The sequence below is a fragment of the Saccharothrix hoggarensis genome (genome assembly GCF_052936025.1).
The window spans coordinates 6,948,375-6,972,388 of sequence record NZ_CP193624.1; the positions used below are offsets into that span (position 1 = coordinate 6,948,375).

General features: G+C 72.9%; 21 protein-coding genes. 10 read left to right on the forward strand and 11 right to left on the reverse strand.

Annotated elements, in window-relative coordinates:
* Window positions 1-154: 154 nt before the first annotated feature.
* Window positions 155-370 carry a hypothetical protein gene (locus ACRAKH_RS31500; RefSeq protein WP_380724883.1) on the forward strand — a complete coding sequence of 72 codons (216 nt, stop codon included), beginning with the start codon at window positions 155-157 and terminating at the stop codon, window positions 368-370.
* 99 nt (window positions 371-469) lie between these two features.
* Here ACRAKH_RS31500 and purH read toward each other — a convergent pair whose 3' ends face one another.
* The 7 genes from purH to ACRAKH_RS31535 all read right to left on the reverse strand — a co-directional run bounded on the left by purH (window position 470) and on the right by ACRAKH_RS31535 (window position 9,267).
* Window positions 470-2,053, reverse strand: coding sequence for a bifunctional phosphoribosylaminoimidazolecarboxamide formyltransferase/IMP cyclohydrolase (gene purH / locus ACRAKH_RS31505; RefSeq protein WP_380724884.1), 1,584 nt, complete (start codon window positions 2,051-2,053; stop codon window positions 470-472).
* Window positions 2,050-2,685 carry a phosphoribosylglycinamide formyltransferase gene (gene purN / locus ACRAKH_RS31510; protein ID WP_106617043.1) on the reverse strand — a complete coding sequence of 212 codons (636 nt, stop codon included), beginning with the start codon at window positions 2,683-2,685 and terminating at the stop codon, window positions 2,050-2,052. Before purN ends, purH begins: the two co-directional genes overlap by 4 nt.
* Before the next feature lie 55 nt (window positions 2,686-2,740).
* Complete coding sequence (locus ACRAKH_RS31515; protein ID WP_380724885.1) at window positions 2,741-4,345, reverse strand: cell division protein PerM; 1,605 nt, start codon at window positions 4,343-4,345, stop codon at window positions 2,741-2,743.
* 104 nt (window positions 4,346-4,449) lie between these two features.
* Window positions 4,450-5,112, reverse strand: a complete 663-nt coding sequence (locus tag ACRAKH_RS31520; protein ID WP_380724886.1) for a DUF5336 domain-containing protein — start codon at window positions 5,110-5,112, stop codon at window positions 4,450-4,452.
* 203 nt (window positions 5,113-5,315) lie between these two features.
* The gene (gene sucD, locus ACRAKH_RS31525; RefSeq protein ID WP_380724887.1) at window positions 5,316-6,206 is read right to left on the reverse strand and encodes a succinate--CoA ligase subunit alpha; all 891 of its coding nucleotides are present in this window, start codon (window positions 6,204-6,206) and stop codon (window positions 5,316-5,318) included.
* Window positions 6,207-6,208: 2 nt separating this feature from the next.
* A complete protein-coding gene (gene sucC, locus ACRAKH_RS31530) occupies window positions 6,209-7,378 on the reverse strand; it encodes an ADP-forming succinate--CoA ligase subunit beta (RefSeq protein WP_380724888.1) in 1,170 nt (389 codons plus the stop codon).
* A 263-nt stretch (window positions 7,379-7,641) separates the two neighbouring features.
* On the reverse strand, window positions 7,642-9,267 hold the full coding sequence (locus ACRAKH_RS31535) for a hypothetical protein (RefSeq protein WP_447009474.1): 1,626 nt from the start codon (window positions 9,265-9,267) through the stop codon (window positions 7,642-7,644).
* A gap of 157 nt (window positions 9,268-9,424) precedes the next feature.
* On the opposite strand from ACRAKH_RS31535, the gene ACRAKH_RS31540 reads away from it, so the two are divergent.
* Window positions 9,425-10,342 carry an esterase/lipase family protein gene (locus ACRAKH_RS31540; protein ID WP_380728947.1) on the forward strand — a complete coding sequence of 306 codons (918 nt, stop codon included), beginning with the start codon at window positions 9,425-9,427 and terminating at the stop codon, window positions 10,340-10,342.
* A gap of 361 nt (window positions 10,343-10,703) precedes the next feature.
* On the forward strand, window positions 10,704-11,369 hold the full coding sequence (locus ACRAKH_RS31545; protein WP_380728949.1) for a M23 family metallopeptidase: 666 nt from the start codon (window positions 10,704-10,706) through the stop codon (window positions 11,367-11,369).
* A gap of 312 nt (window positions 11,370-11,681) precedes the next feature.
* Here ACRAKH_RS31545 and ACRAKH_RS31550 read toward each other — a convergent pair whose 3' ends face one another.
* Entirely contained in the window at window positions 11,682-12,086 is a 405-nt protein-coding gene (locus ACRAKH_RS31550; protein WP_380728951.1) for a winged helix-turn-helix transcriptional regulator, read from the reverse strand.
* Between the two features lie 106 nt (window positions 12,087-12,192).
* Window positions 12,193-14,517 (reverse strand): DNA helicase PcrA, encoded by a 2,325-nt coding sequence (pcrA, locus tag ACRAKH_RS31555; protein WP_380728953.1) that lies wholly within the window; start codon window positions 14,515-14,517, stop codon window positions 12,193-12,195.
* Between the two features lie 217 nt (window positions 14,518-14,734).
* Here pcrA and ACRAKH_RS31560 point away from each other — a divergent pair, with 217 nt between their 5' ends.
* On the forward strand, window positions 14,735-14,995 hold the full coding sequence (locus tag ACRAKH_RS31560; RefSeq protein ID WP_380728955.1) for a chorismate mutase: 261 nt from the start codon (window positions 14,735-14,737) through the stop codon (window positions 14,993-14,995).
* 21 nt (window positions 14,996-15,016) lie between these two features.
* On the opposite strand, the gene ACRAKH_RS31565 is transcribed toward ACRAKH_RS31560, so the two are convergent.
* Window positions 15,017-16,090: a histone deacetylase gene (locus tag ACRAKH_RS31565; RefSeq protein ID WP_447009475.1), complete on the reverse strand. Its 1,074-nt coding sequence runs from the start codon at window positions 16,088-16,090 to the stop codon at window positions 15,017-15,019.
* Between the two features lie 64 nt (window positions 16,091-16,154).
* Between ACRAKH_RS31565 and ACRAKH_RS31570 the strand changes: the two genes are divergently transcribed.
* The 6 genes from ACRAKH_RS31570 to ACRAKH_RS31595 all read left to right on the forward strand — a co-directional run bounded on the left by ACRAKH_RS31570 (window position 16,155) and on the right by ACRAKH_RS31595 (window position 23,027).
* The gene (locus ACRAKH_RS31570) at window positions 16,155-16,475 is read left to right on the forward strand and encodes a hypothetical protein (RefSeq protein WP_380728958.1); all 321 of its coding nucleotides are present in this window, start codon (window positions 16,155-16,157) and stop codon (window positions 16,473-16,475) included.
* A 190-nt stretch (window positions 16,476-16,665) separates the two neighbouring features.
* Window positions 16,666-17,640, forward strand: coding sequence for a hypothetical protein (locus tag ACRAKH_RS31575; protein ID WP_447009476.1), 975 nt, complete (start codon window positions 16,666-16,668; stop codon window positions 17,638-17,640).
* 180 nt (window positions 17,641-17,820) lie between these two features.
* On the forward strand, window positions 17,821-18,606 hold the full coding sequence (locus tag ACRAKH_RS31580) for a hypothetical protein (protein ID WP_447009477.1): 786 nt from the start codon (window positions 17,821-17,823) through the stop codon (window positions 18,604-18,606).
* A gap of 157 nt (window positions 18,607-18,763) precedes the next feature.
* Window positions 18,764-19,609 carry a hypothetical protein gene (locus ACRAKH_RS31585; RefSeq protein ID WP_380729848.1) on the forward strand — a complete coding sequence of 282 codons (846 nt, stop codon included), beginning with the start codon at window positions 18,764-18,766 and terminating at the stop codon, window positions 19,607-19,609.
* A gap of 361 nt (window positions 19,610-19,970) precedes the next feature.
* Window positions 19,971-21,341 (forward strand): serine/threonine-protein kinase, encoded by a 1,371-nt coding sequence (locus ACRAKH_RS31590; RefSeq protein WP_380729850.1) that lies wholly within the window; start codon window positions 19,971-19,973, stop codon window positions 21,339-21,341.
* A 117-nt stretch (window positions 21,342-21,458) separates the two neighbouring features.
* Entirely contained in the window at window positions 21,459-23,027 is a 1,569-nt protein-coding gene (locus tag ACRAKH_RS31595; protein WP_447009478.1) for a serine/threonine-protein kinase, read from the forward strand.
* 48 nt (window positions 23,028-23,075) lie between these two features.
* Here the strand turns inward: ACRAKH_RS31595 and ACRAKH_RS31600 are convergent, their stop codons facing one another.
* Entirely contained in the window at window positions 23,076-23,972 is an 897-nt protein-coding gene (locus ACRAKH_RS31600) for a LysR family transcriptional regulator (protein WP_380730086.1), read from the reverse strand.
* Window positions 23,973-24,014: the final 42 nt, after the last annotated feature.

Consider the following 24,014-nt stretch of genomic DNA (forward strand, 5'->3'; position numbering starts at 1 on the left):
GGGACGCAGGGGCTCGGGTCGCCCGCGTACGGGGCGCCCGGGCACCAGCCCAAGAAGAGCCGCAACGGGGTGGTCACCGGCATCGTGGTCGCCGTCGTCGTCCTAGCAACTACAACGACGCGGTCGGGTTCGCCAAGGGCCTGCAGACCAAGCGGTGGACGGCCTCGGCGACGAGGCGCTGATCATCATCGAGCCGACGCCACGCGACACGCTCGACGTGAAGGTGGTCGTGCGCAAGGACGACGTGGTCTGGAACATCACGTACTCGGGCCGAGAGAAGGGCGTCCTGGGCGATTCACCGATGCCGCCGGCCGACGCGGAGGCAGTGGTCCGCAGGACGGCCGAGGAACTGGTCGCGAAGGAGCAGTGAGCCGGGAGGGGGCTCCTCATCCCGCGCACGAACGCGCACGAACGCGCATGAACGCGCATGAACGCGCATGAACGCGGACGAGGAGCCCTCCCCGAGCACTCAGTGCGCGAAGTGGCGCGTCCCGGTCAGGTACACGGTCGCGCCGGCCGCCTCGGCCGCCGCGATCACCTCGGCGTCACGCACGGACCCGCCGGGCTGCACGACGGCACGCACACCGGCCTCCAGCAGCACCTCCAGCCCGTCCGGGAACGGGAAGAACGCGTCCGACGCCGCCACCGAACCCCGCGCCCGCTCACCCGCACGGGCGACCGCCAGCCGTGCCGCGTCGACCCGGTTGACCTGACCCATGCCCGCACCGACGGTCGCGCCGCCGGACGCCAGCAGGATCGCGTTCGACTTCACCGCGCGGCACGCCCGCCACACGAACGCCAGGTCGGCCAGGCCTTCCTCGTCCAACGGCGTGCCGCACGCCAACGTCCACTTGGTCGGGTCGTCGCCCTCGGCCTCGATCGTGTCCACGGTCTGCAGCAGCAGCCCGCCGGACACCGCGCGCATCTCCGCCCCGCCCCGCGTCGGCTCCGGCGCGACCAGGATGCGGATGTTCTTCTTGCGCGTCAGCACGTCCACCGCGCCGTCGGCGTAGGACGGCGCGATGACGACCTCGGTGAAGATCTCCGCGACCTGCTCCGCCATCTCGACGGTGACCTCGCGGTTCGCCGCGATCACGCCGCCGAACGCGCTCACCGGGTCGCACGCGTGCGCGTTGCGGTGCGCCTCGGCGATCGCACCGGGACCGTCCACACGGGACACCGCGATGCCGCACGGGTTGGCGTGCTTGATGATCGCCACGCACGGCAGCTCGTGGTCCCACGCCGCGCGCCACGCCGCGTCCGCGTCGACGAAGTTGTTGTAGGACATCTCCTTGCCGTGCAGCTGCTCCGCCGTCGCCAGCCCGGAACGCCCGTCACCCCGCGTGTACAGCGCCGCCCGCTGGTGCGGGTTCTCGCCGTACCGCAGCACCTGCTTGCGGTCCCACGTCGCGCCGACCCAGCCGGGGAAGCCGGAGCCCTCGTCGTCCGGCGCGACCGCGCTGCCCAGCCACGACGCCACGGCCACGTCGTAGGACGCGGTGTGCCGGAACGCGTCCACGGCCAGCCGCTGCCGGTCCGCCAGGGTGAACCCGCCGGCGTCGACCTGCTCCAACACCCACGAGTACCGCGACGGGTCCACGACGACGGCGACGCTGGCGTGGTTCTTCGCCGACGCCCGCACCATCGCCGGCCCGCCGATGTCGATCTGCTCGACGCACTCGTCGGCCGACGCGCCCGAGGCCACCGTCTGGGTGAACGGGTACAGGTTCACCACGAGCAGGTCGAACGGCTCGATGCCCAGCTCGCGCAGCGTCTCCACGTGCGCGTCGCGCCGGGTGTCGGCGAGCAGGCCCGCGTGGACGCCGGGGTGCAGCGTCTTCACGCGGCCGTCCAGCACCTCCGGGAACCCGGTGACCTGCTCGACCGGGGTGACCGGCACGCCCGCGTCGGCCAGCGTGCGCGCCGTGCCGCCGGTGGAGACGATCTCGACCCCGGCCGCGTGCAGGCCGTTGGCCAGTTCCAGCAGCCCCGACTTGTCGGACACCCCGATCAGGGCCCGACGAACCGGTCGCCTCTCGGCAGGAGTGGTCACGGGATGCTCACCTTTCGTCCGTTCACGGTGCAGCCCTCGCGGGCCAGGCGGGCGACCACGTCGACCAGCAGCCGCCGCTCCACCACCTTGATGCGCTCGTGCAGGCTTTCGACGTCGTCGTCATCGGCGACGACGACCGCCTCCTGGGCCAGGATCGGCCCGGTGTCCACACCACCGTCCACGAGGTGCACGGTCGCGCCGGTCACCTTCACGCCGTAGTCGACGGCGTCGCGGACGCCGTGCGCGCCGGGGAAGGCGGGCAGCAGCGCGGGGTGGGTGTTGACCATCCGACCGCCGAAGCGGGCCAGGAAGGCGGGTCCGAGGATCTTCATGAACCCGGCGGAGACGACCAGGTCGGGCCGGTGCGCCTCGACGGCGTCGGCCAGGGCGGTGTCCCACGCGGCGCGGTCGGCGTGGTCGCGCAGCTTGACCGCGAAGCCGGGGACGCCGGCGCGCTCGGCGCGGCTCAGGCCCTCGATGCCGTCGCGGTCCGCGCCGACGGCGACCACCTCGACCGGGTATCCGGGGTCGGCCGCCGCGTCCAGCAGCGCCTGGAGCAGGGTGCCGGAACCGGAGACGAGGACGACGACCCTGGCGGGGACGGGAAGCCGGAGTGTGGTCGCGGCGCTCAGCGTGCTCTCCTTGCTGGGGACTGTCACAGCAGCTCAGGCGCAGCCTATGCGTTGCCTACCGGGGCTTGTCGGCCAGGTCCGGGTCATCCGGGTCAGCCGCGCCGGAGGAGTCCGCCGAGCCGTCGACGTCATCGCCGTCGACACCGTCGCCGTCGACGGGTTCGTCGGCGTCGGCCACCTCGTCCTCGAACTCCTCGAGGTCGTCGTACTCGTCGAGGTCGTGGTCGTACTCCTCGCCGTCGTCCTCGTCTTCCTCTTCTTCCTGGGCCTCGTCTTCCTCTTCTTCCTGGGCCTCGTCTTCCAGCTCTTCCGCTTCGTCGTCGTACTCGAGTTCGTCCTCGTACTCGTCGTAGTCGTCGTCCTCGGTGAAGTCCTCCGCGGAGCCAGCCGAGTCAGCCGAGTCGGCCGAGTCCGCCAAGTCCGCGGACTCCTCGACGTCCTCAACGTCGGCGACCGCCGGCACCTCCGGCTCCACCACGCGAGGCGGCCGGGCGCCCGCGAACCAGGCCACGATGCCACCCGGCACGGTGAGCCAGCCCACGGTCAGCACGGCCAGCAGCCCGGCCGGGATCGTCACCGGGTTGAACACCCCGTTGCCCAGCGCGCCACCGGAGATCGCGGCCAGCACCAGCACGCCCACGCCCGCCGTGACGGCCGCGACGAGCACCGCGCGCAGCCGCGACCGGGGCGTCTCGGCGGCGTCGCGCAGCGACCACCCGACCAGCACGCCGACCGCACCGGGCAGCACCAGCACCAGCGGCAGGTAGCCCAACTGCTCCTCGGGCAACGCGGCCAGCAGCGGCACGGCGGGCACGGGACCGCCGGCGAACTCCAGCGGTCCGACGACCACCGAGCCGATCGAGAACCCCGAGCCGACGACGTACGACAGCGCGCCGACGACCGCGTTCGGCAGGTACGCGAGGCACAGCAGCCAGATGCCGAGTCCGGTGCCGATGGTGCCGCCGGTCTGGTCGAACAGCACGGCGGTGGTGGACCAGGAGAACACCAGGCCCAGCGCCAGCACCGACGCGCCCGCGGCGGCCAGCGCGAACAACGCCGACGCGCCCGCCCGCAGCCCGCGCCGCGCCACCGGGTCGATCCGCTCGAACACGACCTCCACCAGGCCGCACCGCTGCGCCACGCCGGCGACCGCCGCCACCCCGGACACCGCCGCGCAGCCGAAGAACGCCACCGCGGGCGTCCCGCGCACCGGGCCGTCCTCGCCCATCAGGAACGCGATCACGCCACCGACCACGGCGTGCGTGCCCGCGATGCCGAACACCACCGACCGTGCCTGCAACGGCTCGAACAGCCCCAACCGGTCGGCCGCGCTCGCCGCCGCCCGGTACACCAGCAGCATCACCAGCGCCGTCGGCAGCAACGGCAGCAGGCCGAGCTGCCCGCCGTCGAAGCGCAGCGGCACGTGGTGCGCGACGAGCCAGCCCGGCGCGGCGGCGGTGAGCACGCCCGTGGTGGAGAACGACGCGTGCGCGGCGGTCGAGGAGACCAGCGCGAGGAGCGCGGCGACGGCGGCGTAGCCGACGACCACCGACCCGACGGCGGTCATCGTGAGCACCCGCAGCCGTTCGGCGCGGGAGAACTCGGGCGGCCGGACGGAGTCCGTCACGACGCCGTGCGAAGTCGTTTGCTGCACCGACATCCTCCCACTGTCTCAGTCGCGATGGGCCGTTCGGGCGCGGCACGCCGGACACGAGAAGAGGGGTGGCACCGGATCACCGGTGCCACCCCTCTCACGGCGTGACTTCAGCCCTGCTGGGGACCGCCGAACCCGCCGGGCGGGGTGCCCTGGCCGGGCTGCTGGCCCGGCTGCGGCGCGGGCTGGCCGAACTGGCCCGGCTGCGGCATGTACGACGTCGGCTGCGGCTGGCCCGGCTGCTGGCCCTGCTGCGGCGCGACCGGCTGGCCGAACTGGCCGGACGGCGGGCCGAACTGCTGCGGCTGCTGGCCCGGCTGCGGGAACCCACCGGACTGCGGGTTCCAGCCGCCCGGCTGGCCGTAGACGTTCGCGGCCTTCGGCTGGAGCTTCACGATCCCGGTCTCCAGCAGCAGGCTCATCACGACGGCCGCCGCGAGCAGCAGCGAGACGATCAGCAGCACGATCTGCATGCCCTGGACGTCGCCCTCGGTGGTGATCAGGCCCTGGAGCAGCCCCAGCGTGGGGATCAGCGCGAAGGGGACCGCCGCGTACAGCAGGCCCTTGGGCGCCTTCGGCAGCACCGACAGGCCGGCCAGGATGCCCGCCGCGTACAGGTACTCCGACGACGGCACGTCGTCGGCGAACGCGAGCAGGTAGGCGATCAGCGCCAGGCCTGCCGCGACCAGCGGCAGGATGAGGTTCAGGTTCACGCCCACCGCCGGCTGCGCCGGACCCGGCTGCTGCTGAGGGGCGCCGTACGGCTGGGACATGGTGCGGTCTCCTCCATCTGCGGACATCTGCGGTACTGACGCGGTACTGACTTCGGGTCGACAGAACGCTAGCCGATGCACACTCTCCGACGACGACCGGACTCCCGTGGTTCCCCCGGATGTGCGCGCCGAACCGTGGGACGAGCCGAGGGCCACCCCCGCGCGGGAGGTGGCCCTCAGTCTGTGGCACGAACGGGCGAATGTCAGCCGATCGACTGCATGATCTCCCGCATGAGCACGGCGGTCTCGCTCGGCGTCTTGCCGACCTTGACGCCGGCGGCCTCCAGGGCCTCCTTCTTCGCCTGCGCGGTGCCGGCCGAACCGGACACGATCGCGCCCGCGTGGCCCATCGTCTTGCCCTCGGGCGCGGTGAAGCCCGCCACGTAGCCGACGACCGGCTTGGTGACGTTCTCCTTGATGTAGGCCGCGGCCCGCTCCTCGGCGTCGCCGCCGATCTCGCCGATCATCACGATCGCCGCGGTGTCCGGGTCGGCCTCGAAGGCCGCCAGCGCGTCGATGTGGGTGGTGCCGATGATCGGGTCGCCGCCGATGCCGATGGCGGTGGAGAAGCCGAAGTCGCGCAGCTCGTACATCATCTGGTAGGTCAGCGTGCCGGACTTCGACACCAGGCCGATCTTGCCCGGGCCGGAGATGTTGGCCGGGATGATGCCCGCGTTGGACTGCCCGGGGCTGATGAGGCCGGGGCAGTTCGGGCCGATGATCCGGGTCTTGTTGCCGGTCGCGACGGCGTGCGCCCAGAACGCGGCGGTGTCGTGCACCGGGATGCCCTCGGTGATCACGACGGCCAGGCCGATGCCCGCGTCGATCGCCTCGATCACGGCCGCCTTGGCGAACGCCGGCGGCACGAAGATCACGGTCACGTCGGCGCCGGTGGCGCTCATGGCCTCGGCCACGGACCCGAACACGGGCAGCACGTTGCCGTCGAAGTCGACCTTCTCGCCGGCCTTGCGCGGGTTCACGCCGCCGACGATGTTCGTGCCGGACGCCAGCATCCGCTTGGTGTGCTTGGTGCCCTCGGCGCCGGTCATGCCCTGGACGATGACCTTGCTGTCCTTGGTGATGAAGATAGCCATCGTCAGACCCCCGCAGCCGCGAGCTCGGCGGCCTTGTCGGCCGCGTTGTCCATAGTGTCCACCACGGTGACCAGCGGGTGGTTGGCCTCCGCGAGGATGCGGCGGCCCTCCTCCACGTTGTTGCCGTCGAGGCGGACCACGAGCGGCTTGGTGGCCTCGTCGCCCAGGATGCCCAGCGCCGCCACGATGCCGTTGGCGACCGCGTCGCACGCGGTGATGCCGCCGAAGACGTTCACGAAGACGGAACGCACGTCGGGGTCGTGGAGGATGATCTCCAGGCCGTTGGCCATGACCTCGGCCGACGCGCCGCCGCCGATGTCGAGGAAGTTCGCGGGCTTGACGCCCTTGTGCTTCTCACCCGCGTACGCCACGACGTCCAGCGTGGACATCACGAGGCCGGCGCCGTTGCCGATGATGCCGACCTGGCCGTCGAGCTTGACGTAGTTGAGGCCCTTCTCCTTGGCCTTGGCCTCCAGCGGGTCCTCGGCCTGCTTGTCCACGAGCGCCTCGTGGGCGGGGTGGCGGAAGGACGCGTTCTCGTCCAGCGTGACCTTGCCGTCGAGGGCGACGATCTTGCCCTCGGGGTCGCGGACCAGCGGGTTGACCTCGACCAGCGTGGCGTCCTCGGAGACGAACGTCTCCCAGAGCTTCACGATGACGTCGGCGACCTGGTCGGCCACCTCGGCCGGGAACTTGGCCGCGGCGACGATCTCGTCGGCCTTCGCGCGGTCGACGCCGGTGATCGCGTCCACGGGCACCTTGGCCAGGGCCTCGGGCTTGGTCGCGGCGACCTCTTCGATGTCCATGCCGCCCTCGACCGACGCCATCGCGAGGAACGTGCGGTTCGCGCGGTCGAGGAGGAACGAGAAGTAGTACTCCTCGGCGATGTCGGACGCGGGGGTCACCAGCACGCGGTGGACGATGTGACCCTTGATGTCCAGCCCGAGGATCGCCTCGGCCTTGACCTCGGTCTCGTCCGGCGTCTCGGCGAGCTTGACGCCACCCGCCTTGCCCCGGCCGCCGGTCTTGACCTGGGCCTTGACCACGACGGTCTGGCCGAAGCGCTCGGCGATGGCCTTGGCCTCGGCGGGGGTGGTCGCCACGTCGCCCGGAAGTACCGGGACGTCGTGGGCGGCGAAGAGGTCCTTCGCCTGGTACTCGTACAGGTCCACTCGGGTCTCCTGCGACGTCGGTGTCGGACACCGCGTCCTCGGTGCGGTCCTCTGGGGTCCGGCGCTCCAGGCTGGGGCCTGGTGCCAACACGTACCAGGCATCACCTGGAACGCCGGCACAGCCGTGGGGGGACCGGCGACGCGGCTGCGGAAGACACTATCGACCAGCCCGGACTCCACCGCATCCCACGCCCGTGAAGTCCGTCATAGACGTGGTGAGGTCGATCACCACCCCGTGGCGGGCCGGTGATGGGATGACCGATTCAGCGGGCCGTGCGCAGCGCGGCGGCGATGAGGAACGCTCCGGTCGCGGAGGCGGCGAGCCAGAGCGCGGGCCCCGGCGCGGCCTCGGCGGCGCGGGCGGCGGTGAGCGGGTACTCCAGCGCGCGCACGCCCGTCACGGCGGCCGCGCCGAGCAGCAGCGCCGCGCCGCGCCCCGGGCGGGCGTTGAGGGCGATCACGGCGGCGGCGACGACGGCGACCAGCGCGAGCAGCAGGCCCCACGAGCCGACGCGCAGGCCGAACGCGCCGATCGGCACGTAGTCCGGCGCGCGGAGGACGGGCAGGCCGAACGCGCCGAGCGCGAACAGCACGGCGAGCAGGGTGGTCGCGATGAGCGGCAGCGGCGGCTGGGCGCGGACCGTGCCCGTCTCGTCCCGTTCGACCGCGCCGGCGAGCGCCGCGGTGACCGCCGCGGCGGCGATGGCGACCAGGGCCAGGACGGTGAACCACACACCGGTCCCCGGCTGCACGGTGTTGATGCGCGTGGCGGCGAAGACGGCGTCGAGCGCGGCGAGGGCGGCCATCGGGATCGTCGCGGCGGCCACGGTGAAGGCGGGCCGGACGGACGCCTTGGCGAGCAGCGCGGCGGCGAGCACGGCCGTGACGACGGCGGCGGGCCACAGCAGCCGGGCCGCGTAGTCCGTGGGCGGCGGGAACCCGGCGGGCAGCACGAGCTGGGCGGTCGACGCGCTCACGGCCGCCGACGCGGCGGCGACCAGGCCGAGCACCGCGGCGATGACGTGCAGCCGACGCGTGCCGGGCAGGACGACGTCGTGCGGTCCGGAGTCCGCCTTGGGGGCGGGTTGCGGCCAGGCGAGCGCGACGGCGGCGGCCAGCACGAGGAACGGGCCGACGGCCAGGCCGACGCGGTCGGCGGCGAGGCCCGTGGCGATCGGCGGGAGCGCCAGGGCGAGCAGGACGGCGGCGAGGCCGAGCAGGCCGCCGCGGCGCGCCTCGTTGGTGGTGGCGCTGGCGGCCAGCACGGCGAGCGCGGGCGCGGCGAGGGTGACGAGGAGACCGCCCGCCATCGGCAGGGTCGGCGACTCGAACGGGCCCCGGCCGGGGATCAGCGCGTCGGTCGACGTGAACGGCGCGGCGAACAGGCCGATGCCCGCCACGATGCCGGCCGTGGCGGGGACGAAGAAGGTGGCGTGCTCGCTGCGGACGTCCGGCTCGGCCCCGAGCGTGGCGACGGCCAGCGCGCCCGCGGCGATCACGAGGACGTGCCCGGCGACCAGCAGCCACGCGCCCGCGGTCGGGCTGGGCGCGGCGAGGTCTACCGGGCGGAACAGCTCGGGCCGCGAGGCCGCGACCGGGTTCACGGCGACCTGGAGGTCGTTGAGGAGGCGGCCGACGGCGAACACGGCGGGCGCGACGAGCGCCGCGGCGGCGGTCAGCTCCTGGCCGCGGGAGAGGAACACGACGGCGAGGGCCGCGGGCAGCAGGGCGAGCAGCGCCAGCAGCGGCCACGCCGTGAACGCCGGGGGCGCGTCGACCACCCCGACAGCCGGGGCTGCCGCGGTGAGCGCCGAGCCCAGCACGGCCACCCCGACCGCCGCCCGCAGTCTCGTGGGTGTCGGCGAGACCGGTTCAGCGGTTCGGATCACCGCTCGGACGCTAGCAAAACAGCGCCGCGGACGAGGGTTGGGCGGCGCGGGGCGGCGCCGCCGGGGCGTAGCGCCAGGTAACGGCCTCGCCACGGGGTTGTGGGGATTCGTCGTTGGGTACACCCGGTTGGTGGGGGCATCACTTACCTTCGGCCACATGGGTGGTGTGCGGCGGCTCGCGGCGTCCTGGGCGAGCGTGGCCGGGGAGGTGCTGGACGCGTCCGGCGCCGTGCTGCGCGCGGTCGCGTCGCCCGGCGGGGTGCGCGCGGTGGCGGTCGAGGCGGCCTGGCTGGCGGCGCACACCGTCCTCTACCCGTGGGGCGTGGTCGAGGAGCAGCTGCGGCCCGAGGGGCACTTCCGCGCGTACCGGACCGACGGCCTCCCGCCCCGCCAGCGGGGACTGGTGGTTTCGGCCATGGACGCGGCGGGCACCCCGATCGTGCTGGTGCACGGCATCGGGGACAACAGGTCCGCCTTCGCAGTGCTGTCGGGGGCGCTGCGGAGGCGTGGCTTCGGGGTCGTCCACGCGGTGAACTACAGCGTGCTGACGGCGTTGACCGGGGACGTCCGCCGCTCGGCCGCCCTGCTCGCCGAGCACGTCGAGCGGATCTGCGAGCAGACCGGCTCCGACCGGGTGCACGTCGTCGGCCACTCGCTGGGCGGTCTCATCGCCCGGTACTACGTGCAGCGCCTGAACGGGGACGCCCGCGTGCGCACGCTCGTCACCCTGGGGACGCCCCACGGCGGCACGTTGGCCGCCTACCTCCTGCCCACGTCGTTGACCAGGCAGTTGAGGCCCGGTTCGGAGCTGTTGTCCGAATTGGCGGAACCGTCCCGGCCCTGCCGCACGAAGTTCGTCGTGGTGTGGAGCGAGATGGACCAGGTGATCATCCCGCAGCGGAACGCCCGGTTGGCCCATCCCGCGTTGGTCGTGGAGGAGCACCAGATACGTGATTCAGGTCACCTCTCACTACCGGTGGACCCGCGCACACTGCACACAGTAGTGAGCGCCATCACACGTTCGGATGACGACCAGGATCACCCCATCGTGCCTGCACGCACGGGGTTTGCGTAGCTCCCTCATGACCCAGCGTCACGGCTCACACACACGTGGGTCGCACTGACCGCTAAACGGTAGACATCACCATCGGGGATTGCCCTTAAGGGCTCCGCGCCGTTACTGTCCCCCGGTCCGTTGTCACGGTCTGGTCACAAGCAGGACGACGAGTCGGTACCCCGACCGGCTCAACCGGGATCCCCCGCCCGGTGTCCGACCGGACTCCCCGAAGACGGAAGGCCAGGTTTTGTCTCAACACCGCTCCCCCGGCGGCCATACGAGTTCTGCTGTGCTCGACGAGGCGGTAGTCCGTGCCTCGGCGCGCCCGGTGAACACGCACCGGCTTCCACCACCGCCTTCAGCGCTGCGCGGCCGGATCGTGGTCGCAGCCGTCGCTGTCGGCGCGTTCGCCGCCGCAGGCGCCGGACAAACGCTCCACGCGCTCGGCTCCGACTCGCCCGCTTCCGCTGACGAGATCACCCCGCTGGCCAACGCCGCCGAAGGCGCGGCCGCGTTCGGCGTCGGCGGCACCGGCCCCGCGTCGCCGCAGGTCCTGCCCGTCGCCAAGACGGTCGACCCCGCCGCCGAGGCCCAGAAGCTCGTCAAGAGCCAGCAGATCACCGAGGACATCGAGGCCGCCGAGGCCGAGGCGAAGCGACCCAAGTTCGCCCGTCCCGCCGTCGGCGACTTCACGTCCGGGTTCGGCGGTCGCTGGGGCGAGATGCACTACGGCATCGACATCGCGGGCCCCATCGGCACGCCGATCCTGTCCGCCGCGGATGGTGTCGTGATCGAGGCCGGTCCGGCAAGCGGTTTTGGCCTGTGGGTCAAGGTCGAGCACCCCGACGGCACGATCACCGTGTACGGCCACGTGGACACGTACTCGGTCCGCAAGGGCCAGCGGGTCCGCGCCGGCGAGCAGATCGCCCGGATGGGCAACCGCGGCTTCTCCACCGGCCCGCACCTGCACTTCGAGGTCTGGAACCCGGGCGGCAAGAAGATCAACCCGCTGACTTGGCTGAACGCCCAGGGCATCAGCGTCTAGGGCATCGGCGTTCGACCACCGGCGTCCGGTCACCCGGCGCCGCGATCGACGCTGCGACGACGTGAAAGGCCGGACCGCCGAAGCGGCCCGGCCTTTCGCCGTGGAAACCCTCCCCCCGGAGGGCACCCCCCTGCGGTCACCGCCCCCGACAGCGGTCACCGGCCCTACTCATCCCCCTCATTCCCCTCGCCACCAGCGGCCTCCCCCTGACCGGCTCCCCCCGAACCCGGTCATTCCGCTGGTGACACCCCTAAAGACGCGCGGACCGCATCCGGGTTGCACCCTGGTTCAGAACCCGATCGGGTGAACGGTTCACGCGGCGCCGGCCCTGGCGTCGTACGCCGCCCTGGCGGCCGCGATCTCGGCCTCGTGGCGGTCCGACCAGGCGCTCAGCACCTGCACGGTCTCGTGCAGGTTCGCGCCCAGCGGCGTCAGCTCGTAGTCCACGCGCGGCGGGACGGTCGGGTGCACGGTGCGCAGCACGAGGCCGTCGCGCTCCAGCTGGCGCAGCGTCACGGTCAGCATGCGCTGGCTGACCCCGTCGATCTTGCGCCGCAGCTCGCCGAACCGGTGCGAGCGCTCGGCCAGGTACGACAGCGTCAGCAGCGTCCACCGGTCGGCCACGCGTTCCAGCACGGTCCGCACCTCGCACCCCGCCCGGTGGTCCCACTGGCGCGCGTCGTCCATGTCCGTGCAGATCCCGACCGACTTCGACATGACTTGGTCCACGATCCGGCATTGTGGTCGAGAATGCATGCGCATGCAAGGAAATACCCCGGGTCCGCCGCCCGCCGGAGGTGGACGACGGACCGCTGAGCGGCCCTCAGAGCTTCACGAGGGGCACGCCGCCGATGAGCATCAGCCGCACGGTCCCCGCGCCGCCGAAGTCGATCGTGGCGGTCGCACGGGGCCCCGCGCCGTCCACGGCCACCACGCGGCCGAGGCCGTACTTGTCGTGGCTCACCCGGTCGCCCACGTCGAGCTTCACCGCGGGCGTGTCCTTCCAGCCCGCGTTCGTCGGCGCCGGGCGCGACGGCCCCGAACCCCGGCCCCACGACGTCGGCGCGGACGGCGCGGAGCGCTTCGGCTCCACCCGCCGCCAGTCGACCAGGTCGGCCGGGATCTCGTCCAGGAACCGCGACGCCGGGTTCGCTGCGGGCTGGCCCCACGCCGAGCGCACCAGCGCCCGCGACAGGTACAGCCGCCGCTGGGCCCGCGTGATGCCCACGTACGCGAGCCGGCGCTCCTCGGCCAGCTCCGTCGGGTCGCCCAGGGCGCGCAGGTGCGGGAAGACGCCGTCCTCCCAGCCCGTGCAGAACACCACCGGGTACTCCAGGCCCTTGGCGGTGTGCAGGGTCATCAGCGTGACCACGCCGTCGGACTCCGCGTCCGGCACCGAGTCCGCGTCCGCGACCAGCGACACGCGCTCCAGGAACGCCGCCAGCGAGCCCTCCGCGGGCACGCCCTCGTCCGGCGGCACGGCCTCGTCGGCCACCGGCGCCGCCGTGCCCAGCTCGGTGAACTCGCGGGCCACCGTGACCAGCTCGTTCAGGTTCTCCACCCGGGTGTGGTCCTGCGGGTCCTCGCTGGCCTCCAGCTCGGCCCGGTAGGCGGTCTTCTCCAGCACCGCCTCGAGGATGTCGGCCACGTCGTCGCCGCGGTCGACCAGCACGCCCAGCTCGTCCATCAGCTCGACGAACCCGGCGATCGCGTTGCGCGACCGCGGGTTGAGCAGCGGCACCTTGCCCGCCACCGCGTCCCGCAGCGCCGCCGCGAAGCTGATCCGCTCGCGCTCCGCGTGCGTGGACACGCACGCCTCGGCCCGGTCGCCGATGCCGCGCTTGGGCACGTTGAGGATGCGCCGCAACGACACCGTGTCGTTCGGGTTCGACAGCGCCCGCAGGTACGCCAGCGCGTCCCGCACCTCGCGCCGCTCGTAGAACCGGACGCCGCCGACCACCTTGTAGGGCAGGCCGAGGCGGATGAAGATCTCCTCGAACACGCGCGACTGGTTGTTGGTCCGGTAGAACACGGCGATCTCGCCGTTGTTCGCCTCGCCGCTGTCGACCAGGTGGTCGATCTCGCGGGCGACGAACGCCGCCTCGTCGTGCTCGTTGTCCGCGACGTAGCCGACGATCTTCTCGCCGTCGCCCAGGTCGCTCCACAGCCTCTTCTCGCGCCGGTTCGGGTTGCGCGAGATGACCGCGTTCGCGGCGCTCAGGATGGTCTGCGTGGACCGGTAGTTCTGCTCCAGCAGGATCGTGGTGGCCTGCGGGTAGTCGCGCTCGAACTCCACGATGTTGCGGATCGTCGCGCCGCGGAAGGCGTAGATCGACTGGTCCGCGTCGCCCACCACGCACAGCTCGCCCGGCGGCACGCCGTCCTCGCCGGTCCCGATCAGCTCTCGGACCAGCGTGTACTGCGCGTGGTTGGTGTCCTGGTACTCGTCGACGAGCACGTGCCGGAACCGGCGGTGGTAGTGCTCGGCCACGTCCGGGTGGTCCTGCAGCAGCTCGACGGTCCGCATGATCAGGTCGTCGAAGTCCAGCGAGTTCGACTCGCCCAGCCGGCGCTGGTAGCTCTCGTAGACCTCGGCGACGCGGCGCTCCAGGTCGTTGGTCGCCCGCTCCTTCGCGGTGGCGGCGTCGACGAGCTCGTTCTTCAGGTTAGAGATGTGGATCGCCAGCGTGCGGGCCGGGTAGCGCTTCGGGTCGAGGTCGAGGTCGCGGGCCACCAGCGTGATCAGCCGGCGCGTGTCGTCCGAGTCGTAGATCGAGAAGTTGGACGACATGCCGAGGGTCTTCGCCTCGCGGCGCATCACCCGCACGCACATGGAGTGGAACGTGGACACCCACATCGAGCGGGCCCGCGCGCCGACGAGGTCGGACACGCGCTCCTTCATCTCGGCGGCGGCCTTGTTGGTGAAGGTGATCGCCATGACCTCGCCGGGGTGCACGTTCCGCTCGGCGAGGAGGTAGGCGATCCGACGGGTCAGCACGCGCGTCTTGCCCGAGCCCGCACCCGCGACGACCAGCAGCGGGGCGCCCGAGTGCTCGACGGCCCGGCGCTGGGACGGGTTGAGGTCTTCGAGCAGCCGCGCGGACCGGGAGGCGGGGGGACTTGCAGGCAAGTCGAACAAGGCGCTCATCGCCTGTCCACGTTACCGGTTGACCCCGACAGCCCGTGCCCTGTGGCATGATGGGCGTGTGCGCATGGCCCACTTCGAGTTTTTTTACGGGATCCGGACTCCGGCTCCCGTGGACCGCTAGCGCCGACAAGCCACCCACGAAGCCCCGGAGTCCTCGGACCCCGGGGCTTCGCTGCTGCCAGGGCTGGGACTCCCCCAGAGTCGGAAGGTCGTCACGATGAACAGCACCGGAACCGCCCAGGACATCGACGCGCTGCGCCAGGAGATCGACCACCTGGACGCCGAGCTGCTGCGGCTGGTCAAGCGCCGGGTCGAGGTCTCCAAGATCATCGGCGCGGCCCGGATGGCCGCGGGTGGGACGCGGATCGTGCACAACCGCGAGATCGACGTCATCAACCGCTACAAGGACCTCGGTCCCGAGGGCCGCGACCTGGCGATGATCCTGCTGAAGCTCGGCCGCGGCCCCCTGGGCCGGTAGGGCTCGGGCGTCGGCCGTCCGCTAGCGGGCCGTGACGCGGGCGAAGTCCCAGGTGGGGAGCGTGGACCTGGCCCTGGCCAGGTCCACGTCGACCAGCTGGGCGTCGTCCGGCACGTAGGCCAGCGGGTCGGCCAGGAGGTCCAGCCCCAGCAGGCCCTCCACCAGGGTGTGCAGGCACAGGGCGGCGTAGCCGCGCAGGTACCCGCCCTCCTGCGTGAGGACGGTGGGCAGGCCGAGCCCGGCCACCGCACGGCCGATCGACCGGTAGCCGTCGGCGGTGAGGTTGTGCCTGCCGTTCGGGTCGAACGCCGAGCCGTCGAAGCCGGAGGCGCAGACCAGGAGGTCCGCGCCGAACTCGGCCAGCGCCGGGAACGCGATCTCGGCCAGCGCGCGCCGGTAGGCGGTGTCGCCCGCGCCGAGCGACAGCTCGACGTTGATGTTGGACGCGTCGGACTCGGCGGGCGAGCCGGTCTGCCGGTGGTTGGCGCCCCACGGGCCGTGGCGCATGTGCACCGAGATCGTGAGCACGTCGGGCGTGTCGCGGAACACCTCCTGCGTGCCGTTGCCGTGGTGCACGTCCCAGTCGAGGACGGCGACCCGGCGGCCCGCGCGCCGGGCCGTCTCGGCGACCAGCGCGGCGTTGTTGACCAGGCAGTACCCGTCGGCGAGGCCCGGTTGGGCGTGGTGGCCGGGCGGGCGTACCAGGGCGTACGCCAGGCGGGTGCGGCCGGCGGCGACCGACTCGTACGCCGCCAGCGCGGTGCCGGCGGCGGCGCGGATCGCGTCCCACGAGCCGGGGCCGACGACCGTGTTGACCTCGACGGCGGTGCGCGCCTCGCACGCCGCCCGCAGCTCGGCCAGGTAGGCGGCGGTGTGGACGCGGGACAGCTCCTCGTCGGTGGCGAACCGGCCCGTCGCCCACGTCAGGTGCGGCGCGACCGGTCCGCGCTCAAGGGCGTGGCGGAACGTGCGCAGCCGCGCCGCGTTCTCCGGGTGCGGTTCGGGCACGTCGAGCCAGTCCCACCGGCCCGGCAGCTCCCACAGCCCGGAGCCCGTGTCGTGCCCGAGGCAGGCGTCGTGCCAGTAGACCTCCATTCCAGGGGGATATCAGGGCGATCACGGATGGTCCAGCGGGTTTGATCGAGTGCACACTGGTGGCATGGGAGTCATCATCGGTCTCGTCACGGGCATCATCGCGATCCTCGGTGTGCTGGCCACGCTGGCGCACGACGGCTACCTCGCGATGCTCGGCACCGCCGCCAAGTCGAAGCGCGCCGCCGGCGCGCCGATCGCGCAGTACGTGCGCAGCCGGTGGACCGTCGCCGGGGTGACGACGATCATCGCGCTCGTGGGCCTGCTGATCACCGTCGGCTCGGGCACCTCGGGCGACATCATCGGCGCGCTGATCGCGGGCGGCGCCGGCCTCGCCGCGGGCAACGCCCTCCAGGGCACCCGGAAGCGGCTGAACAGCGGCAGCTAGGAGATTCACACTTCCGTGTGGCGCTTGCGGCCACAAGGCTGATCTGCCCGGCTCCGCCCCGACTCTCCGCTTACCCTGAGCCGGCGGCGGGGTCCTCGGCGTCCCACCCCCATTCCCCGCGTCGGTTCAGCCCACCAGGTGAAAATCCGCGAGGGCCGTCAGGCCAGGGGGCGGGAGGGGTCTGCACAGCATGGACATCGGGGAACCAGCACGGCCGGGCCGGCATCGACTGGAGGACGGGGCGGCGATCTGGCTGCCCATGGGCGGCGAGCTGGAGCACACGCCGCCGGCGCGGCTGCCGCTGCCGCCCGAACCACCACCCGCGCCCCCGCCGGTCCGGCGGACGGTGACCGCCCCGCACACCCCGCCGCCACCGCCGCCCGACCCGCTCGTCGACACCGACGAGATGGGGCTCCGCAAGTTCAACATCGGCCTGGTGCCGGCCTCGGTGACGCCGCCCCGCACGTGGAAGCGGGCCGCCTGGTTCGCCGTCCTGTCGTCGGCGGGAGTCCTGGTCGGCCTCGCCATCGCGGCGGCGAAGCTGGTCGGCGTGAGCAACCCGGTCGAGCGCATCGGGATGCCCGGCTACCCGACCGACGTGCCGCTGCTGACGGGTTTCGCCACCCCCGCCCCCACCACGACGACGGGGGCGGCGCCGGGCGGCCGCGAGCCTGGCCGAGCCGTGGCGGACGGCCTCCGCGTCGCGGCGGGCGACCGCACGGCGGGCGGCAGCCCGTCCACCGGGCAGACCGGCGGCGTGCCGGGCAGCCCCGGCACGCCGGGCCTTCCCGCCCTCCCCGGCACGCCGACGTCGCCGCAGGTCACCACGGTTCCCGGCGACACCGGGCCGGTCGTGGACGCGGACGAGATCGCGACCAGCACCGAGGTGTTCTACGAGGGCGTCGCCACCAACACCGACTCCGCGATGTCCCTGGTGTCCGACGCGTTCCGGGAGACCGGCGAGGCCGTGCTGGAGCAGAGGTTCGCCGACGTGTCGCTGGTCGAGGTGACCGCGATCACCGTCGACCCGTCGAAGGGCATCACGGTGAGCACGTTGCAGCTGACCCACAAGGACGGGTCGACGACGACCGAGAAGCGCGAGCTGGTCTTCACCACCGACGGTGTGCCGCTGATCGACGCGGAACGGCCCGCGGACGGCCGTTAGCGGCCCCGGGACCGCCCCCGATCACCACCGAGGCGCGCACCTCTGCGTCACCCTTCGTCCGTTCGAGCGACGGGTTTTGACCACTGGTCGCCACGAAAGGGTGAAGTCCCCCGCTGAGCTGGCTTCTCGCTGGTCGGGCACGGTACGAGTCTTGGCGACGACACGACGAGGGAGTCGCCAGTGCAGCGCCCTACGACGAGCGGTCGCAGGCACAACCGAGCCGGTTCGGTCACCGTGGCCGAGCTGATCCGGAAACAGCCGACACCACTGCGAATCCCGCCCTGTGAGCACGTCCCCGCGCACGTCCCGCCGGTCGACCCGCTCGCGGTCGAGCCGCCGCGGGCGGCGCGGTCGAGGGCCACCAGGGCGGCGAAGCTCGCCGGCGTGGCCACCGGGGCGATCGTCCTGCTGGCGTCCGTCGCGGCGGCCTCGGTGCTGGCGGGGAACCGCCCCGCCGGTCCCGGCGAGGCGAGCGTTCAGGCGCCGGCCCCGATCAACGGCTCGTCCGCGCTGCGTCCCGACGTGCTGTCGGCGGAGCTGGGCGGCGGGCAGCAGCCCGTCCTGGCGCCCGTCCCCGTCGACGAGGTCCTGCCGCCGGCCGCAGCGCCGTCCGCGGCGGGGTCGTCCGTCGTGCCGCCGCCGTCCGTGGCGGTCGGGCCGGAACCCCAGGTGGACGTGGTGCGGCGGTTCTACGAGCTGCTGCCCGCCAAGCCCGCGGACGCGTCCCGGCTGCTGTCGCCGGACCTCCTCGGCGGCGACGCGCACGGGTTCGTCTCCTCGTGGGGCCAGGTGCAGGCGATCACCATCGAGTCGGCCGCCTTGCGGCCCGACGGGGCGGTGGTCGCGGTCGTCTCGATGCAGGAGCGCACGGGTCGCTGGATGCGCGTCGAGCAGGTTTTCTGGTTGACCGACACGACTGTCCCCCGCATTGTGGCGACCGAGGTTCTATCGGCCCAACGGAGTTGACTCTCCGTAGCGATCTTGCTGTGAACCTCACTCAGTGTGCAAAAGATCAGTAGTTGTGGAGGAAACTTCACTCAAAGGGGTTACGTAGACGGTCACGATTCGGTATCCATGATCCCGGTCAGTAGCGCAGTGCTTCCCCGGGAAAGGGTGTCCAGCGGTGTCGAACGACGACAAACGCCGTCGGCAGGATGGCTCGACGGCCAAGCTGTCGGTCGCCGAACTGCTTGCCAGGCGCGAGGCGGAGACGCAGCCGATCCCGCGGATCACCGATGACGAGGAGACCGTCCGCTTCTCCGCGGCCAAGCTGTCGGCCGCCGCGAACCTGTCGGGCCGCGAGCTGCACATCACCGAGCTGCTGCGCCGCGAGGGGCGCGCCGGCGAGGAGGAGCGCGGTGGCGGGTTCTCCGTCCCGAAGCTCGTCGCGATGGCCGGCGGCGGCGTGGTGCTCGCCGGCACCGTCGCGTTCACCGCGTCCAACCTGATGTCGTCCCCGGACGAGCGGCCGCTGGCCGAGGTGCGCTTCGACGCCCGGCCCGCCGCGCGCGCCACCAACACGCTCACCAAGGACCTCGGCGCCGCCGCTGCCACCAAGCAGCAGGAGACGCAGCAGGCGCAGGCCGAGACCACCACGACGACGCCGGAGCGGGCGCCCGAGCAGACGCCGGCGCCGCGCAGGCAGCAGGACCCCACCCAGCAGCAGCAGCCGACGACCACGACGTCGACGACGACGCAGCAGCCGACGTCGCAGACGCCGAGCAGCAGCCAGCAGACGACCCCGCCGCCCAGCACGAGCACCACGACGCCCGCGCCGCCGAGCGACAGCACGCCGCCGCCCCCGTCGTCCTCGTCCACGCCGCCGTCGTCGTCCACCCCGCCGTCGTCCTCGAACCCGAGCACCCCGCCGCCGTCCGGGCAACCCGGCACGGGCATCGGCGTGGAACTCGACCTGGGCGGGATCCTGAACCCGATCGGCGGGTTCGACTTCTTCGCCCCGGCCGGCTGACCGCACCCGCACCGCACCGGTCCACTCGGGACACCCGGGTGGACCGTCCGGCGTGTCCGGGCACGTCGCGCCCGGCGCCGCCGGGCGCGGCCAGGGCGGCGACTGGGCCGTTCGGCCGCAAATCCGGCGATCTTCGTGCGAACGGGTGTCCCTACGCCCCGGTATCAGGTATCCCTTCCCGGTCACCCCTCGGCTCACGTGACCCGCGCAACGGTCCGAAAGCCGTCGTCACGGCCGGGGTAGGCTCTGCGGGCGAGCGGTGGCCTAGCCTGTTCCGCGCACCGATCCGCACGACGAGGAGCCCGAGCGTGAGACCTGCTGCCCTTGCCGCGGTCACGCAGCGCCCCAGCGAGGTGGTCCGGTGAGCAACGACGATCGCGTCATCGCCGAGCGCTACCGGTTCCTGGACCGGATCGGCAGTGGCGCGATGGGCATCGTGTGGCGCGCCCAGGACGAGCGCCTCGGCCGCATCGTGGCGATCAAGCAGCTGCTGCTCCAGCCGAGCCTCGACGCCACCGAGCAGGACGAGGCCATCCAGCGCGCCATGCGCGAGGGCCGCATCGCCGCCAAGCTGCACCACCCCAACGCCATCGCCGTGTACGACGTGGTGGAGGAGAACGGCGCTCCGTGCCTGGTCATGGAGTACCTGCCGTCGTACAGCCTGGCCGACACGATGGCCGAGCACGGTCCGCTGGACCCGATCGAGGTCGCCCAGATCGGCATGCAGGCCGCCGCCGCGCTGGCCGCCGCGCACGCCGCGGGGATCGTGCACCGGGACGTGAAGCCGGGCAACGTGCTGCTGGCCGACAACGGCCTGGTCAAGATCACCGACTTCGGCATCTCGCGCGCCAGCGACGACGTCACGGTGACCAAGACCGGTCTGATCGCGGGCACCCCCGCCTACCTCGCGCCGGAGATCGCGCGCGGCCAGGACCCGTCGCCCGCCTCGGACGTCTTCTCGCTCGGCTCGACGCTGTACGCGGCGGTCGAGGGCGAGCCGCCGTTCGGGCTGTCGGAGAACACGCTCGGCGTGCTGCACGCCGTCGCCGCGGGCCGGATCAACCCGCCGACGGTCGACCACCCGCTGATGGACGTGCTGCTGCGGCTGCTCAGCTACGACCCGGCCGACCGGCCCACCATGGCCCAGGCGCGGGACCTCCTCAACGCCGTGGCGCACGGCCGCGACCCCAGCCTGACCGGCCTGCTGCCGGCCGGCTCGTCGGGCTTCGCCCCGGTGGTCGCGGGCGCGGGCGCCACGACGGTCCTGGACGCCGACCGCACCCGCGTGGTGCGCCCCGGCCCGCGCAGCTCCGGCGCGAACGCGGCCGTCGTGCCGCCGCCGCCGTCGTCGACCAACGACAACCGGCCGCTGGTGATCACCGCCGTGGTGCTGGGTGCGCTGCTCCTGCTCGGCTTCCTGCTGGTCGTCGCGCTGGACCTGTTCGGCGGTCAGAAGGAGCCGTCGTCGCCGCCCGCGGACGACTCCAGCTCGGCCACGCCCGCGCCGACCACGACGACCAGCCAGCTGCCGCTGACCACCACCGTGCAGACCGAGACGGTCACGGTCCAGCCGACGACGACCCCGCCGCCGCAGATCACGACCACCACCACGACCACGCCACCGCCGCCCACCACGACCACCACGACCACCACCACGGCCCCGAGCCCACCGCCTTCGAGCCAGCCCCCGACCACCACGACGACGCAGCCCAGCGGCGGCGCGGTGCCCTGAGGGCGATGGACCTCGTAAGGTGGGGCCGAACCCCATCGGGTGACGCAACGTTCTTGTCCTAGTGGCGTCTTGTCGTTCGCCACTGATTGAAGCCCTAGCAGCTACTGGGAGCACGCCGTGAGCGACGATGGCCGCCTGGTTGCCGGCCGCTACCGACTGGGCCGGCGGATCGGCAGCGGAGCGATGGGCATCGTCTGGCAGGCGCACGACGAGCGCCTGCACCGGACCGTCGCCGTGAAGCAGCTGCTCCTCCAGCCCGGTCTGGCCGAGGCCGACACCGACGAGGCGAAGCGCCGGGCCATGCGCGAGGGCCGGATCGCGGCCCGCCTCCAGCACCCGCACGCGATCGCGGTGTACGACGTGGCGGAGGACGACGGCCAGCCGTGGCTGGTGATGGAGTACCTGCCGTCCAAGAGCCTGTCCACGGCGCTCTCGGAGCGCGGCACGCTGCCTCCCCGCGACGTGGCCTCGATCGGCTCGCAGGTCGCGTCGGCGCTGGCCGCCGCGCACAACGCGGGCATCGTGCACCGCGACATCAAGCCGGGCAACATCCTGCTCGGCAACGACGGCACGGTGAAGATCACCGACTTCGGCATCTCCCGCGCCACCGGCGACGTCACGGTCACCGCCACGGGCATGCTCGCGGGCACGCCCGCCTACCTCGCGCCCGAGGTGGCCAAGGGCTACGACCCCGGCCCGCCGTCGGACGTGTTCTCGCTGGGCTCGACGCTGTACGCGGCGATCGAGGGCGCGCCGCCGTTCGGCCTGAACGAGAACACGATCGCGCTGCTGCACCAGGTCGCGTCGGGCAAGGTGGTGCCGCCGAAGCAGGCCGGTCCGCTGACCGCGCTGCTGATGCGCCTGCTGCGCGCCGAGCCCGAGGACCGGCCGACGATGGCGGAGGCGCGCGAGGCGCTGGCCGCGGTGGCGGCGGGCCGGGCCGCGCCGGAGTTCCCGATGGCGATGCCGCAGAGCCACCCGCTGTCGTGGCAGGGCACCCCGGTGCCCGCGGCCCGCCCGGCGACCCCGAACAACCCGCCGCCCGCGACCAGGGTGGCGCCCGTGCCGACGCCCGCGCCGCAGCGGCAGGCGAGCCACAACCCGGCGCCCCCGGCCCGTCCGGGCGGCGCGCCGAGGCCCGCCGCCGGCCCGTTGAAGAGCAAGCGGTCCGCCGTCGTGACGGCGCTCGCCATCGCGGGCGCGGCCGTGGTGGGCATCCTGCTGGCGAGCGTGCTGTCCAACGGCGGCGGCTCCGACGGCCAGGCGCAGGACCTCACGACGACGACCACGGCGCAGGCCGCGGGCGGCGAGCCGTCGACGTCGTCGACGAAGAGGACGAGCATCGCGCCGCCCAAGGTCACCGGCGAGCCGACGGCGCAGCAGCAGGAGCAGGCGATCCGCGACTACTTCGCCCTGCTGCCGGACGGCGTGGACGAGGGCTTCAGCCGGCTGACCGCCGACATGCAGGCGGCGGCCGGGGGCCCCGACGGCTACGCGGGCTGGTGGAAGCTCGTGAAGTCGGTCGAGGTGACCGGTATGAGGGTGAACGAGTCGTTCGCCTACGAGGTCGACCTCACGTTCACGATGAAGGACGGCACGGTGAGCCGTGAGCGCAAGCTCGTCGTCCTGAAGTGGGACCACGACAGCCTGCTGATCTCCAAGGAGCAGCTGCTCGCCAAGGCGTAGGCCCGCGCCCGTTGGCCGCCGGTCAGGCGGTCGGCCCGGTCGGCCCGGTCAGGCGGTCGCGGCGGCCTTCAGCGCGTCCAGCAGGCTGGTCACGGCGGGCGAGCCGACGCCATCCTCCCGGATCGCGGCGCAGATGGTCCTGGTCGGCTCGGGGCGGCGCAGCTTGCGGATCACCACGCCGGGGTGGACGACGCCGAGGCTGAGCTTGGGCACGATCGTCACGCCGAGGCCGGCCGCGACGAAGCCCTGGGCGGTCGGGTAGTCGTCCGCCTCGACCACGACGTTGGGCGCGAACCCGGCGCCCGCGCAGGCGTCGACCACGATGTCGCGGCACGGCCCGGGTGGCGTCACGGCGTCCACCCACTGCTCGTCCGCCAGGTCGGCGAGGTCCACGACGCGCTTGCGGGTCAGCTCGTGGCCGCGCGGCAGCACGGCGAGGTACGGGTCGTCGAGCAGGTGCACGACGTGCACGCCGCGCGGCGGCTCGGTGTCCCGGTGGTGCACGACGATGGCCACGTCGGCGCGGCCCGCCTCGACCTCGACCATCGGGTCGTCCGGCTCGGTGAGCTTGAGGTCGAGCTGGACGTCGGCGTGCCCGGCCCGGAACGCGGCCACGGCGGGCGGCACGAGGGCCGCGCCCGCGGTGGCGAAGTAGCGCACGCGCAGCCGTCCGGTGCGGCCGGCGCGGAGGTCGGCAAGCGCCGCCTCGGCCTCGACCAGCCGGTCGGTGATGTGCGCGGCGTGCTCGGTGAGCACCCGGCCCGCGACGGTCGGCCGCACGCCCCGCCCGACGCGGTCCAGCAGGGGCAGCCCGGCCTGCCGTTCGAGGGCCGCGACCTGCTGGCTGACGGCCGAGGGCGTGTACCCGAGGTTCACCGCGGCGGCGGTGATGGAGCCGGTGGTGACCACGGCCCGCAGCACCTGCATGCGTCGCACGTCCAACATGACGCCACCTTACAGCTGTGCTTAAAGGTCGTGCAGTTGATT

Bases quoted from the DNA above. Each gene is read 5' to 3' on its own strand.
- ACRAKH_RS31515 (WP_380724885.1), bottom strand. From the start codon at position 4,345: ATGTCGGTGCAGCAAACGACTTCGCACGGCGTCGTGACGGACTCCGTC.
- ACRAKH_RS31520 (WP_380724886.1), bottom strand. From the start codon at position 5,112: ATGTCCCAGCCGTACGGCGCCCCTCAGCAGCAGCCGGGTCCGGCGCAG.
- sucD (WP_380724887.1), bottom strand. From the start codon at position 6,206: ATGGCTATCTTCATCACCAAGGACAGCAAGGTCATCGTCCAGGGCATG.
- ACRAKH_RS31540 (WP_380728947.1), top strand. From the start codon at position 9,425: ATGGGTGGTGTGCGGCGGCTCGCGGCGTCCTGGGCGAGCGTGGCCGGG.
- ACRAKH_RS31550 (WP_380728951.1), bottom strand. From the start codon at position 12,086: ATGTCGAAGTCGGTCGGGATCTGCACGGACATGGACGACGCGCGCCAG.
- pcrA (WP_380728953.1), bottom strand. From the start codon at position 14,517: ATGAGCGCCTTGTTCGACTTGCCTGCAAGTCCCCCCGCCTCCCGGTCC.
- ACRAKH_RS31560 (WP_380728955.1), top strand. From the start codon at position 14,735: ATGAACAGCACCGGAACCGCCCAGGACATCGACGCGCTGCGCCAGGAG.
- ACRAKH_RS31565 (WP_447009475.1), bottom strand. From the start codon at position 16,090: ATGGAGGTCTACTGGCACGACGCCTGCCTCGGGCACGACACGGGCTCC.
- ACRAKH_RS31570 (WP_380728958.1), top strand. From the start codon at position 16,155: ATGGGAGTCATCATCGGTCTCGTCACGGGCATCATCGCGATCCTCGGT.
- ACRAKH_RS31575 (WP_447009476.1), top strand. From the start codon at position 16,666: ATGGACATCGGGGAACCAGCACGGCCGGGCCGGCATCGACTGGAGGAC.
- ACRAKH_RS31600 (WP_380730086.1), bottom strand. From the start codon at position 23,972: ATGTTGGACGTGCGACGCATGCAGGTGCTGCGGGCCGTGGTCACCACC.